The following is a 13248-nucleotide window of genomic DNA, read 5'->3' as shown; positions in this document are numbered from 1 at the left end:
TAAGTAATAACAATAATATAGGTAAGTATATGGAAAAGGTATCGAGCTTACGCGTTCAGGAACGCACCAGTTGGTTTACTAATTTATATAAAAAGTTAGTGTTTAAAGCGTTCTCGTCAATTGAAACGGGGCAGATAGTGTTGGTTGAGAATAACCAACAGTCTGTATTTGGGGATGCGTCTTCAGAGCTGAAAGTTACTGTCACCGTTAACGACAATGCCATGTATAAAGCGTTCGCTCTTTCTGGTAGCGTGGGTGCGGGTGAGTCTTACATTCTTGGGCAATGGCAATGTGATAATTTAACTCGGTTAATCGAAATTTTTGCGCTTAACCAAGATCAACTAGATGCATTTGAAAAAAAGTTCGCGTTTTTTAGCAACATCGCTCACCGCATAAACCACATAAAAAACAAGAACTCACATGCGGGTTCAAAAAAGAATATTGTCGCTCACTATGACTTAGGAAACGATTTATACGAGTCTTTTTTAAGTAAAGAAATGCTTTATTCGAGTGCAGTATACCCAAGTAAAGATGCTAGCTTAGAACAAGCACAGCAGTACAAGCTACAACGTATATGCGAACAAGTTGAGCTACAACAAGGTGACACTGTTATTGAAATAGGTACCGGGTGGGGCGCGTTTGCTATTTATGCTGCTACTCATTATGACTGCCATGTCACAACTACAACCATCTCTGACGAACAGCACGATTATGTTGCTAACAAAGTTAACCAGCTTGGACTTGAAAATAAAATAACCTTGCTCAAGCAAGATTATCGCTTACTGACTGGGAAATACGATAAGTTAGTTTCAATCGAGATGATAGAAGCCGTTGGGCATGAATACTTACCCAGCTTTTTTACTAAGTGCGGTGAGTTATTGAAAGACAACGGTGCTATGCTTATTCAAGCCATTACGATTAGCGACCAGCGTTATCAACACTATTTAAAAAATTCAGACTTTATACAACAGTATATTTTCCCCGGTGGGTGTTTGCCTTCGCTTAACGAAATGAGTGAACAAATTAAAAATAACACCGACATGAATATTCACACCATAAACGACATTGGTGCTCACTATGCCCGCACTCTTGCTGATTGGCGAGAGCGTTTTATTGCCAGCTGGCCAAAGCTTGATAGCGATAAGTTTGATGATCGTTTCTATCGCTTATGGCTTTTTTATCTTGCCTATTGCGAGGGCGCATTTAGAACCCGAGCAACCAGTACCGTGCATTTAATGGCACGCAAACCCCGCTTTACGAGTAGTAATGATGAGATTGCACTCGCTTATTAATTTTGCGCTGTTTCAAGTAGCGTGGTTTATGTGCCTGCTACTTGAACAGCATGCAATTGTATACTCTGCTGTAGTCATCGCTTTGATGTTTTATTTATCAGCACAAAAAAAACAAGATGCTTTGCTGGTTTTAAAAGCTTTACCACTAGCACTGTTGTGTGAGTTTATTGCGGTTCAGTTAGGGTTATTTGAATTTAAAGTCGATCCGCTGCCATTTTGGTTGGTGTTTTTATGGGTCGCATTGTTGCTGTGTATCAATACCTCTATGTCGTTTCTGACAAACCTTAAACCATGGCAAGCATTTGCTGTGTGCTTATTATTTGCCCCTGGCAGTTATTGGGCCGGCTCACGATTTGAGGTATTAGAGTTAGGGATGCCACTGTGGCAGTTTTGGCCACTTTACGGTGCTTTATGGGCTGCAACATTTACGTTTATTTTATTTTTAAACGGTAAAATAGGCGAGTTTGTTAAGCAATAACACAATACAGTTGGAGATGACGATGAAAACGCTTTTAAATTTACTTATTGTTTATGCTTTATTTAGCCCTGTAGCTAATGCCGATACTCAGTTTAACAAGGTGGGTGAAGCACGCATGGAATACCTGTTTTGGGATGTTTATGATGCAACGCTTTATACACCTTCTGGTAGTTACACCGCAAAACAAACGCCTGTTAAATTTACCTTAACTTATTTGCGCGATTTTGACGCTAAAGACATTGTAAAAGCGACTAATGAGCAGTGGCAGCACTTAGGTAAACCTCAACTTTCAGAGCGCTATGCTGATAAATTACTCTCGATATGGCCAAATATTAAAAAAGGTGAATCGTTAACCTTGCTGACTGATAAGCAAGGACACAGTACTTTTTTCCATAACGATAACCAAATAGGTCGCATTGATGATGCCGCATTTGCTGAGGATTTTTTAGCTATTTGGTTAAGTGAAAACACCTCAGAACCATCAATTAGAAATCAACTATTAGGGATTTAATATGATTAATTTAAAACGCGTTAAAGTTGCCATGGTATTGGCCGTAAGCTTTTTTATTGCCAGTTGTTCAGCTCCAAGTGTTGAACATTACAAGGGTTCAGAACCAAACTTCGATTTTAAGACTTTCTTTAGTGGTGATTTGAAAGCCTATGGCGTTGTACAAGACTTTAAAGGTGAATTAACCCGAAAGCTTGTTGTTGACTTAAACGCTACATGGGATGGCAATAAGGGCACTATTGAAGAAGACTTTGTTTACGATGATGGAGAAACACAAAAACGCATTTGGAAAATTACCTTAAACGACGATAACACATTAACAGGAACAGCCTCTGATGTTTTAGGGATAGCTACAGGAGAAAGTGACGGCAGTGTGTTTCATTGGAATTATAATGTAGAGATCCCTTACGATGGCAGCACTTTAGAAGTTAATTTTGATGATTGGATGTACCTAGTAACAAATACACGCTTGATAAACCGCACGTCTATTGTTAAGTTTGGTGTTGAGGTTGGGGAAGTAACCTTAGTAATAGAAAAGGTAGAGTGAGTCATTAAGGTGCAAAGTTGCACTAATAGTGTGCTTAAATTAAGCTTTTGTTAACTCAACTCGCTGTATTTTACAGTGAATTTTACTATTTTTACTAATTTTTTAGTATTTTAGATAAAAAACGTAATTTGCTGTTGCTAACTCTTCGAAAATGCATAAAGATAGGATTTGCGAAGGCAAAATAATAACGAATAGGAATCTAATAATGAACAAAGCTCAACTAGTTGAAAAAATCTCTACTGACGCAGAAATCTCTAAAGCAGCCGCTACACGTGCACTTGACGCATTCACAGGCGCTGTAACTTCTTCATTAAAAGAAGGCAACTCTGTTGCATTAGTTGGTTTTGGTACTTTTTCAGTTAAAGAACGTGCTGCACGCACGGGTCGTAACCCACAAACGGGTGCAGAAATCCAAATTTCAGCAGCGACTATTCCAAGCTTTAAACCAGGTAAAGGTCTTAAAGACCAAGTAAACCTATAATTTTAGGTTTATAAAATATAATAAAAGGGCTATTTAGCCCTTTTTTTTTGTTATAAAATTAACGCTTATTTAGCTTTAAGCGCTTTATCTCCTCGGCCAATGCCGACTGCGCCTGAGCGCACCACTTCAATTATGTCGGTTTCATGGCGTAAGGTATCTAAGAACGACTCTATTTTATCGGTGCTACTTACCAATTGTAGGCTGTAACTTTGACGGCCCATATCTAAAATAGCCCCTTGAAATACGTCAACAACACGAGTTACTGCCGCACGAGTAGTTTCATCTTTGGCAAATACTTTTACTAACAGCAGTTCACGCTCTATGTGGCTCATGTCAGTTAAATCAACCACTTTAAGCACATCGACCAGTTTGTTTACTTGCTTTGTTATTTGTTCAACAATTCTGTCATCACCTTTAGTGGTTACCGTAATACGAGAAAGAGACTCATCATCTGTAGTACCCACTGTTAAGCTATCAATATTGTATGCTCGTTGAGAAAAAAGCCCCACTATACGTGATAACGCACCAGGTTCATTTTCTAATAATATAGATAATATACGACGCATTATGCCTTCACTCCTTTTCTTAACCACATTTCGTCTATACCACCGTGCTTAATTTGCATTGGGTAAACATGTTCTTTTTCGTCTACTAAAATATCTAAAAATACCAATCTGTCGGTTATCGACATGGCTTTGTCTATCGCGGGTTGTAATTCATCAAGGGTGTTTACTCTGATCCCAACATGGCCATAGCTTTCAACAAGCTTTACAAAATCAGGCAAAGATTCCATATACGATGAAGAATGCCTACCGCCATAAATCATGTCTTGCCATTGTCTTACCATACCTAATGAACGGTTATTTAAGGAGATCACCTTTACTGCTAAGTTATACTGTAAACAGGTTGATAGCTCTTGAATGTTCATTTGAATAGAGCCGTCTCCAGTCACACATAAAGACTCTTTATCAGGAAAAGCCAGCTTAACCCCCATAGCCGCAGGTAAACCAAAGCCCATAGTGCCTAGGCCGCCTGAGTTGATCCACTGACGAGGGTGTTTAAATGGATAATACTGCGCGGCAAACATTTGATGTTGGCCAACATCAGAGCTGACATAAGCATCTCCGTTGGTCGCTTCATATATTGCCTCGATAACTGCCTGAGGTTTTATTTTGTCACCATCGCTGTTGTAACTAAGGCATTTTTGTTCACGCCAGCTAATCACTTGTCGCCACCAATCTTCTTGTGCACTGCGATCAATTTTAATTGGGCTGTTATCTATGGCAGTTTGTAATTGCTCAAGTACCGTTGCCAAACAGCCAACAACAGGAATATGTGATTTAATAGTTTTAGAAATAGAGGTTGGATCAACATCGACATGGACAATAGTGGCATTTGGACAGAATTTTTGAACGTTATTAGTAACCCGATCATCGAATCGTGCACCAAGCGCTAAAATAACATCGGCATTGGCCATGGCTTTATTGGCTTCTAATGTGCCGTGCATACCCAACATACCAATAAAGTTAGGGTGAACGCCCGATATACCGCCCAGTCCCATTAACGTGTTGGTAATAGGGGCATTAAGTGACTCGACTAAATGAGTTAGTTGCTCTGAGGTGTTTGAAAGCACAATACCGCCACCAGAGTATATAACCAGTTTTTTTGCTTCTAAAATAGCAGTAACGGCCTTACGAATTTGTTTAGAATGACCCTTGGTATTAGGGTTGTAGGTTCTGAGTTCTGTTGCCGCTGGAAAGTTGTAAGCAAAAGTTAGCTCTGGGTTAAGCATGTCTTTAGGAAGCTCTACTACCACAGGCCCTGGGCGGCCAGTGCTGGCAATATAAAAGGCTTTAGCAAGAATATTGGGAATTTCACTCGCGCTTCTACAATTAAAGCTATGTTTTACAATCGGGCGAGAGCAACCAACAATATCGGTTTCTTGAAACGCGTCATCACCAATAAGACTTGTGGGCACTTGACCTGATAACACCACCATAGGAATAGAATCCATATACGCAGTTGCTATGCCTGTTACACAGTTTGTTGCACCGGGACCTGATGTAGCAAGTACAACACCTACTTCACCGGTGGCTCTTGCGTAACCATCGGCCATGTGTGTAGCCGCTTGTTCATGGCGTACTAAAATGTGCTCAATATCGTCTTGCTGAAAAAGTGCGTCGTATAAATCTAATACTGAGCCGCCGGGATAACCAAATATATACTTTACCTTTAGCTCTTTTAATGACTTAACAACCAATTCAGAGCCATTATATTCTTGTTTACTCATCCTCATTCCTCTGTTGATTACATGCAAAAAAAAACCCCCGCGTAGTGCGAGGGTTTTAAAAAGCATTTTTCACCTTTTAATACATCCCCGCTGGGCTTATCACTAAGACCAGTACGAGTAAGACTAAAAGGCGAAATTGTGTATTCATGATGTTTTGCTCTTTAAGATAAAATGCTGTTTAAATAACAATTTTTGTATGTGGTTATTTTTAAGGCTTTTGAACGCACATGTCAACCCATTAAATTGATTTTTGAATTAAAAATTCATTTTAAAGTGTTTTTTAATCTAATAATCTATTTGATATGAGTTATTTTCACTTTATAAGCAGAAATTATGCAGTTTTGCGTGTTTACCTAGGCTTAGGGATGGTCAGGGGGAAATTTAAATGCTGTGTTTCTGGCATAAAAAAAGCCAGCATTAGCTGGCTTTTTAATTTAACAGTACTAATTACAGACGGTCAATTACTGATTGTGTGAAATCAGTAGTGCCGTGGCTGCCGCCTAAATCGCGGGTAGTACGGTCGCCTGATTTAATTACATCAGCAACAGCGCTACGAATACGTTCAGCTGTATCACCCATGTTTAAATGCTCTAGCATTTGAATAGAGGCTAAAATCACTGACGTAGGGTTTGCAAGGTTTTTACCAGCAATATCAGGTGCGCTACCGTGAACAGCTTCAAAAATAGCAGCATCTTCACCAATGTTTGCACCTGGTGCCATGCCTAAACCGCCTACTAAGCCAGCACATAAGTCAGATAAAATATCGCCAAATAAGTTCGTTGTTACGATCACGTCAAACTCTTCAGGGGTCATTACAAGCTTCATACATGTTGCATCAACAATCATTTCAGTTGATTCAATTTCAGGGTAACGCTCAGCTACTTCACGCGCCACTTTTAAGAATAAACCAGAGGTTGATTTTAAAATATTTGCTTTATGTACTGCAGTTACTTTTTTACGACCTTCGCGCACAGCAAGTTCGTATGCGAACGTTACAATTTTTTCTGCGCCTTCGCGAGTGATCACTGATTTTGCTTCAGCTTCAGTACCATCTTCAGATACAACTTGGCCTGCACCTGAATACATACCTTGTGTGTTTTCACGAATAGTGATGATATCAATATCGTCGTAACGGGCTTTAGTACCGGCAAACGATTTAACTGGACGTACATTGGCGTATAAACCAAATTGCTTACGAAGTGTTACGTTGATAGATGTAAAACCTTCGCCTACAGGCGTGGTTAATGGGCCTTTTAAGGTGATTTTATTCTTAGCAATTGTGTCAATTGTTTCTTGTGGAAGCAATTCGCCTGTTTTTTCAAGCGCAGCTAGGCCAGCGTCAACAAATTCATAATCAAAATCGCATCCTGCGGCTTTTAGTATTTCAAGTGCTGAGTCGATAATGCTTGGGCCGATGCCGTCGCCTTTGATCACTGTTATGGTTTGTTTGGCCATGAACTTTTCCTTTAAAGATTTGGATACACACATAAATAAAAATACTCAACAGAGTTTAGACTACTTATATGACAGGGGTACTAAATTTGAGCCGGCATTTATACCAATTTATCTTTCATTTTGCCAGTTTATAGTATGAATACAGGGTATAACCTTGAGCTATAGTGGTAATAAGTCAGCTAAATACTATTGTGTAGCCCTAAGCGCAGCAGCGATTGATTAAAATCGACTTCACTTTGCCAACCATGACGACTAAGTTGTTGATTTAATATTTGCTGTTGCCATGCTGTTAATGGCTGGTTAGGTTTAAGTATGCGTTGTGCCACTACCTTTAATGCCGCCCATAATTGTCCAGCATCACTAAGCTGCTTTTTAGGCAGTTGCTCTGCATTTAATAAAGCCGACGCCCATGGGTCGCCACTAAGTAATTCGTTAAGCTCACTGTTTAAATGAGAGGCATCTACGTTGTTTACACCAAAAAATGTACTAAAAGGTGTATCGAGAGATTTATTCGGTGTTTGATCAATGGTGATTTTTCTAGAAACATCTGCGCTGTAATGTATCAACACATAATATAAGTAAGCATATAAGCTTAAACTAATACGCTCACCTTGAACGCGGGGATTATGCTTAACTAATAGCTCTAAAATATTTACTAAACAACTAATACGGGTGCATAAAAAGGCATGTAAAGGATGAGCAATACTATTTACTAATTGTTGAAACACCACCCCTTGAATAATAGCCGGTGCTTTATCGTAACCTACCATAGATAAACTATGTCTTAAATCTTTAGCGGGTAATAGCTCTTTGTTGTAGTGTTTTACTGCTAAGCATACTGACTTTATAACGTCAGGGTAGGGGGTAAGTAAGGTGTTCAAAGCGTTAAAGCTGTATTCTTTTTGCGTTTTTATTTGTTTAACTAATTGGTACAAGGGCGTTTGTGCAGAGAGTTCACTATTCGGGATATTAAGATATTCACTGTCCCATACTTTTAAAAATAAGCGGTTATCATTGCATTCCCATGCTTTTGAGTCATCCATTAAGGACGCTTTAATACGATACCATGCCATTTTAGTATTGGCGTTATTAACTATAATATGTCGGCCTTGCGTATCCGTGGCTAAATAAACCATAGCTTGGTCGGCATACACGATTTGGCTGCCAGGTACATATTGTCCAACGTGTGCAACTAGCGCTTTTAATAACGTTTGTGCAAATGAATTGGGAGTTCTTATATATAAATCAGCGGCCGCTTTATAAAAATTTATGTGCTGTTGTTTTTCATTACAAGTAACGTTAAGTGCTAATATATTAGCTAAAGAAACCAACACACTGGCACCGTCATAAAGCATAATTTTAGGTGTATCTAATAATGCGTGTTTGTATTTGCCTAATTTTGCCAAAATATGAGCAATTTGGTGCGCGGGTTGTTTAGCCGTTAATAATACTTTGGCTGCAAGTTTATGGCGTAACTGCCACATTTTTTTATCGGCTTCGTTAAACGTTTGCTGTTGAGCTAACTTATTTAATTGTTTGGCAACACAAAGGTGTTCAACTAATGAGGCACTAATATAAAGCTCGGTTAAATCGTTGTCGTAGTTTTGACTACGACACAAAGCACAGGTTAATACACATTGGTTAACCACTAAATTGGTTGCGTAACTATAATGTGTTTTATATAAATTTAACTGAGCTTGCAAGGCCGCTGGGTTTTGTTTGTATAATGCAGCGTATTGCTCTGAAAGCTTACACACAAGAGGGTAGAAGGTATGCCACTGACTTTTATTGTTATGGGAGCTTAAAAGCAGTTGCGTGCTTTCGAATAGCTTTTTTAGTTTACCCGACAGTGGAGCTTCCATTAAATCTTCCCATCATTATGCTCAAGATATTTTTCATAAGCACTTGGGCCCCACATTATTAGTTGGCCATTTTTAAATAATAACCCAGTACATTCATCCATGGTGGTGATACCGTCTGAGGTTTTGTGTTGGGTACGATAAAAAACCACCTGCCATACTTGCTCGCCATCACGCTTAGCATAGGTTAAATCTGGGCTACCTAAATATTCAAGCACATCATTTAGCGTAAAGGTATCTTCTAAACGCAATTTTTCGATATAGCGTTTATTAAATGCTTCTCTGTCTTGCCAAATCATAGCTTGTGGATCGTCTTTATAGAACATAATAACTGACGTAGCTATTAGAGCGTATAAACCTAATCCTAATATTAAATACCTAAAAAACTTTTTAAACATTGCCAACCCAGACCAAAATAGCTATCGCTAGTATACGTATTGCTAGTGTACAGTGCTATTAACTTGCGACTAATTAAGCCTTAACTGCTTTAAACTAAAGCCTAAATGGATATCTGTACGCAAACTCACCAATTGCTTAGAAATAACAAACATATCCATATCTTCATTAAGCTTTTTTTGTAGCCGCGTATTTAACGATTCATCATTTAGCGCTTCTTCAATAGAGCTATATTGATTAACCAATTGCTGCGCGGATTTAACACCAATACCTTTAACACCAGGAATGTCGTTGGTTTTATCGCCTGCGAGTGCCCAAAAGTCGATGAGTTTATGTTGAGCGACAGCAAAGCGCTCTTCAATGTGTTCTTCATTGAGGTGTTGCTTTTTAAAGTAATCGTATACTTCAATATGCTCATTCAAATGAGGCAAAAAGCCTTTATCAGTAGAGACAATGGTATTGTTTATCTGATTATTAGCCGCTTTATGCGCTAAAGTCGCAATAATATCGTCAGCTTCATCGTTAGTCGGTTCAAATACCACTATACCGGTTTCTTCAATGGCCGCTTTAAAATGGGGTAACGCGTTTTTTAGGGTCTCTGGCATAGGTGCACGCGAATGTTTGTAGTCTTTATAAAAGTGGTAACGCCAGCTTTTGTCACCATCAAAAACCGCAATTGCATGGGTTGCATTGGTGGTCGTTAAAAGTTTTTTGCATGCATGTGCAACCCGAGCACAGCAGGCTTTTAACATGTGCTCGTCGCTGTGATGGCTTTGGTTTGCATCAACAGCATAAATGCGCCTAATTAAATTAAGCGCATCAATAAGGAGTAAATGGGGATTCAATTATAAACTCACGCTTTTATTGTATAACAAGGAATATACTTACTTCCGGGAAGTTTCATTCTACCTTGTTCTACAAATGCTTGTAAAAGCTTGTCCATTGCTTTCATTAAATCAGGCTCACCACTTAGCACATAGGGGCCATGCTCTTTAATTGCATTTAAGCCTTCTTCTTTTACGTTACCGGCAACAATTCCCGAAAACGCACGGCGTAAATTAGCGGCAAGCTGTTGTTTGGGTTGATCAAGGTGTAAATCAAGTGACGCCATAGCTTCATGAGTTGGATAAAAAGGTTGCTGAAAATCATTTTCTATTTTCAACGTCCAGTTAAAGTAATAAGCATCGCCTTGGCTTTTACGGTATTCGCGTACCCCATTCATGGCCGATTTCAGTTTTTGACTAACTAATTGAGGGTCATCAATAATCACTTCAAATTTACTCAGCGCAGCATCGCCCAAAGTCATTTGAATAAACTTACAAAGCTCTTCAAAGTAAGCTTTGCTCTGTTTAGGGCCAGTTAAAATAACAGGTAAACATTGCTTGTCGTTTTCAGGGTGTAACAAAATACCCAATAAATAAAGTAACTCTTCGGCTGTACCTGCGCCACCTGGAAAAATAATAATAGCGTGTGCGGTTCGAACAAATGCTTCAAGGCGTTTTTCAATGTCGGGTAAAATAACCAGCTCATTTACAATTGGATTGGGTGGCTCTGCCGCTATAATGCTGGGCTCAGTTAAACCTAAATAACGATTATTGGTAATACGTTGCTTTGCGTGGCCAATAGTTGCGCCTTTCATTGGGCCTTTCATTGCACCAGGCCCACAGCCAGTACAAATATTTAATCCACGTAACCCCAGTTCATAGCCAACTTGCTTGGTGTATTTATATTCGACTTCGTTAATAGAGTGGCCACCCCAACATACAATCATGTTAGGTTCGCTATTTACCTTAAGCGCGTCGGCATTTCTAAGCATATCAAAAACCATATGGGTAATGGCTTTAGTTTCTTGGAGATTCTTTTCATACTTTTGGCAAATAAACAAAATATCGCGAATAACCGAAAATATATGTTCATGGATGCCTGTTACTATGTGACCATCAACAAAGGCCGTTTGCGGAGGATTTTCTAACTCAATTTTTATACCGCGTTCACGGCTAACCAAACGTATATCAAAATCTTTGTGTTTATCGTAAATATCATTGCTTACATCGGTGTGGCTGCCTACATTGAGCACGGCCAATACACAGTTTCTAAATAGTCTGTAGCGTTCGCTAGTTGATGATTGCTCGAGTAAGTCTACTTCTAGCTGCGACAATAAATCTAATACCCCTGTAGGGTTTAATTGTATTAGCATCGACATTCTCCTTGAAACTTCTTGGGTAAATTTACTGCGTAGTTATGCCTTATACTCAAGGGTAAAAGTGCATAACACTATTTACTAATACACAGACGATCCCGGCCTGAGTTTTTAGCATCGTAAAGAGCCTCATCGGCTCTATCAAATGCTTTTAGAGGCGTATCACCCACTTCAAATTGGGTTGCGCCTAAAGAAACAGTAATTTGTATTTGCTTGTCTTTAAATTTAAATGGGATCTTTTTAATCGACAGTCTTAATTTATCGAGATGCTCTACGGCGTTTTCAAGTGAAGTACGGGGCATTAATAACACAAACTCTTCGCCGCCATAACGGGCAATAAAATCAGTTTGTCTAATCGATTTTTGCAGCGCTTTGGCAATCACTTGCAAGGTAATGTCGCCAGCTGTGTGACCAAAACGATCGTTAATTGATTTAAAATGGTCAACATCAATAACCACTAAGGTTATGTCTGACGGGCGTTCGTTAAATACATTGATTTCGTGATTATAACGTTCATCAAAAGCTGCGCGATTAGGCAATTTGGTAAGACTGTCGAGTAAACTTTTAAAACGTTGTTCATTTAAACGTTTCTTATAATTACTAACTTTGTTTTCTAAACTGCCGATTCTATCGTTTATTTGTGCAAAGCTAGAAATTAAAATTTGGCGATCTTTTTGTTCTAGCTGCTCTTTTTCTAAAATATCAGCACTTAATGAGCGTAACTCATTTTCAACCAATTGCTTTAACTCTGTAATTGATGTTGCTTTATTTGTTTGCGTATTTAAATTTCTTAGCTTTTCACCAATTCGTTGATTAATTGAGTCAAACTCAACAGTCATCGATTCAGAATGTTCGCTGGTCGATACTAATGAGCGATGTAGCTCTCCGAGTGTTTGGTTTAAAGAGGTTAAGAAGCTTTGTGCTGACGCGCGCTCAACTTGAATGCTTTGTACAATAAGTGTGATTACATCAATTGCTGCATCAAGTAGCTGGTCTACGGCTTTATTTTTAGCGATACGTTTTTTTATTAAATACAACGCTTCGTTGGCTTCTTCTTCGAGAACTAGCTGACTGACTAATTTAAACAGCTTTTCAGTGAGGGCACTTAGGTTCGGAGGCTCAAAGGCGTCGTTGCTTTTAGCAATTAAGGCTTGATGATAAAAAGTTATCAGCTGGTTTAATATAGGAATAAAGCCATGTACAGATTGAATATCGTCTAGCTCGTTATCAAGCAAATGACGCAGTGTTCTGCGAGTATCGTCAGGCAAGCCTTTGGTTTGTTGTAATTGCTTACCTGCATTTTGTACACTGGTAAAAAGGTCGCGTTGATGTGCTAGTTGAATGGCTTCTTGGTTTTTAAGCAAAGCTAAAATATCATCCACTAAAGGAGCAAAGTCTTCAAAACTCATTCCTTTGTTTAACGCGCTTCGAAACTTAGCTAGGCGGTTATCAAGCTCAGTATCAAGTCCCTTACAGCTTAAAGACAACTTAGCTGCAAAATTAGAAAGCGTACTAACTTGATGTTGGCGAGCACTTTCTATTACTTTTCTACTGTCGATTGCTTGCTTTAGTTTTTGTTCCACCGTATTGGAGCTCCTAGACACCTACACACCATCATCGTAATACCTCTATTGTTTTAGTTTACAACAAAAACATATTAATAGTAGGGATGAGATCAAAAACTTAATGTTTTTAATAACAAAATACGAGCGATCTTAAATATAAGTGCATTTACCGCTTTT

At 38.9% G+C, this 13248-nt stretch carries 13 protein-coding genes; 5 read left to right on the top strand and 8 right to left on the bottom strand.

Features of this window, described 5'->3' with window-relative positions; all coding sequences use genetic code 11:
• Window positions 1-29: 29 nt before the first annotated feature.
• From CWB77_RS14705 to CWB77_RS14685, 5 genes are all read left to right on the top strand, one after another.
• A complete protein-coding gene (locus CWB77_RS14705; protein WP_138623378.1) occupies window positions 30-1292 on the top strand; it encodes an SAM-dependent methyltransferase in 1263 nt (420 codons plus the stop codon).
• Window positions 1270-1770, top strand: coding sequence for a DUF2878 domain-containing protein (locus CWB77_RS14700; protein ID WP_138623418.1), 501 nt, complete (start codon window positions 1270-1272; stop codon window positions 1768-1770). Before CWB77_RS14705 ends, CWB77_RS14700 begins: the two co-directional genes overlap by 23 nt.
• Before the next feature lie 22 nt (window positions 1771-1792).
• Entirely contained in the window at window positions 1793-2281 is a 489-nt protein-coding gene (locus tag CWB77_RS14695; protein ID WP_054201624.1) for a chalcone isomerase family protein, read from the top strand.
• 1 nt (window position 2282) lies between these two features.
• On the top strand, window positions 2283-2825 hold the full coding sequence (locus CWB77_RS14690) for a DUF3833 domain-containing protein (RefSeq protein WP_010388902.1): 543 nt from the start codon (window positions 2283-2285) through the stop codon (window positions 2823-2825).
• A gap of 205 nt (window positions 2826-3030) precedes the next feature.
• Window positions 3031-3306, top strand: a complete 276-nt coding sequence (locus CWB77_RS14685; RefSeq protein WP_008112559.1) for an HU family DNA-binding protein — start codon at window positions 3031-3033, stop codon at window positions 3304-3306.
• A gap of 65 nt (window positions 3307-3371) precedes the next feature.
• Here CWB77_RS14685 and ilvN read toward each other — a convergent pair whose 3' ends face one another.
• From ilvN to CWB77_RS14645, 8 genes are all read right to left on the bottom strand, one after another.
• Window positions 3372-3872 (bottom strand): acetolactate synthase small subunit, encoded by a 501-nt coding sequence (gene ilvN, locus CWB77_RS14680; RefSeq protein ID WP_010388900.1) that lies wholly within the window; start codon window positions 3870-3872, stop codon window positions 3372-3374.
• On the bottom strand, window positions 3872-5596 hold the full coding sequence (locus tag CWB77_RS14675; protein WP_010388899.1) for an acetolactate synthase 3 large subunit: 1725 nt from the start codon (window positions 5594-5596) through the stop codon (window positions 3872-3874). Before CWB77_RS14675 ends, ilvN begins: the two co-directional genes overlap by 1 nt.
• A 447-nt stretch (window positions 5597-6043) precedes the next feature.
• Complete coding sequence (locus CWB77_RS14670) at window positions 6044-7051, bottom strand: isocitrate dehydrogenase (protein WP_008112567.1); 1008 nt, start codon at window positions 7049-7051, stop codon at window positions 6044-6046.
• A gap of 179 nt (window positions 7052-7230) precedes the next feature.
• Window positions 7231-8913: a hypothetical protein gene (locus tag CWB77_RS14665; RefSeq protein ID WP_138623376.1), complete on the bottom strand. Its 1683-nt coding sequence runs from the start codon at window positions 8911-8913 to the stop codon at window positions 7231-7233.
• Window positions 8913-9308: a DUF3192 domain-containing protein gene (locus tag CWB77_RS14660; RefSeq protein WP_054201620.1), complete on the bottom strand. Its 396-nt coding sequence runs from the start codon at window positions 9306-9308 to the stop codon at window positions 8913-8915. Before CWB77_RS14660 ends, CWB77_RS14665 begins: the two co-directional genes overlap by 1 nt.
• 69 nt (window positions 9309-9377) lie before the next feature.
• Window positions 9378-10151 carry a flap endonuclease Xni gene (gene xni, locus CWB77_RS14655; protein ID WP_054201619.1) on the bottom strand — a complete coding sequence of 258 codons (774 nt, stop codon included), beginning with the start codon at window positions 10149-10151 and terminating at the stop codon, window positions 9378-9380.
• Between the two features lie 8 nt (window positions 10152-10159).
• Window positions 10160-11503 (bottom strand): nucleotide 5'-monophosphate nucleosidase PpnN, encoded by a 1344-nt coding sequence (ppnN, locus tag CWB77_RS14650; RefSeq protein ID WP_054201618.1) that lies wholly within the window; start codon window positions 11501-11503, stop codon window positions 10160-10162.
• Between the two features lie 77 nt (window positions 11504-11580).
• The gene (locus tag CWB77_RS14645) at window positions 11581-13089 is read right to left on the bottom strand and encodes a GGDEF domain-containing protein (protein WP_138623374.1); all 1509 of its coding nucleotides are present in this window, start codon (window positions 13087-13089) and stop codon (window positions 11581-11583) included.
• Between the last annotated feature and the right edge of the window lie 159 nt (window positions 13090-13248).

The sequence above is a fragment of the Pseudoalteromonas sp. S1610 genome (genome assembly GCF_005887465.1).
GTDB lineage: Bacteria > Pseudomonadota > Gammaproteobacteria > Enterobacterales > Alteromonadaceae > Pseudoalteromonas > Pseudoalteromonas undina.
This window is presented reverse-complemented; position numbering and strand designations above follow the sequence as displayed.

What these genes read in the sequence shown, in the direction of transcription:
- CWB77_RS14705 (WP_138623378.1), top strand. Translation starts at nt 30, where the DNA reads ATGGAAAAGGTATCGAGCTTACGCGTTCAGGAACGCACCAGTTGGTTT.
- CWB77_RS14700 (WP_138623418.1), top strand. Translation starts at nt 1,270, where the DNA reads ATGAGATTGCACTCGCTTATTAATTTTGCGCTGTTTCAAGTAGCGTGG.
- CWB77_RS14695 (WP_054201624.1), top strand. Translation starts at nt 1,793, where the DNA reads ATGAAAACGCTTTTAAATTTACTTATTGTTTATGCTTTATTTAGCCCT.
- CWB77_RS14690 (WP_010388902.1), top strand. Translation starts at nt 2,283, where the DNA reads ATGATTAATTTAAAACGCGTTAAAGTTGCCATGGTATTGGCCGTAAGC.
- CWB77_RS14685 (WP_008112559.1), top strand. Translation starts at nt 3,031, where the DNA reads ATGAACAAAGCTCAACTAGTTGAAAAAATCTCTACTGACGCAGAAATC.
- ilvN (WP_010388900.1), bottom strand. Translation starts at nt 3,872, where the DNA reads ATGCGTCGTATATTATCTATATTATTAGAAAATGAACCTGGTGCGTTA.
- CWB77_RS14675 (WP_010388899.1), bottom strand. Translation starts at nt 5,596, where the DNA reads ATGAGTAAACAAGAATATAATGGCTCTGAATTGGTTGTTAAGTCATTA.
- CWB77_RS14670 (WP_008112567.1), bottom strand. Translation starts at nt 7,051, where the DNA reads ATGGCCAAACAAACCATAACAGTGATCAAAGGCGACGGCATCGGCCCA.
- CWB77_RS14665 (WP_138623376.1), bottom strand. Translation starts at nt 8,913, where the DNA reads ATGGAAGCTCCACTGTCGGGTAAACTAAAAAAGCTATTCGAAAGCACG.
- CWB77_RS14660 (WP_054201620.1), bottom strand. Translation starts at nt 9,308, where the DNA reads ATGTTTAAAAAGTTTTTTAGGTATTTAATATTAGGATTAGGTTTATAC.
- ppnN (WP_054201618.1), bottom strand. Translation starts at nt 11,503, where the DNA reads ATGCTAATACAATTAAACCCTACAGGGGTATTAGATTTATTGTCGCAG.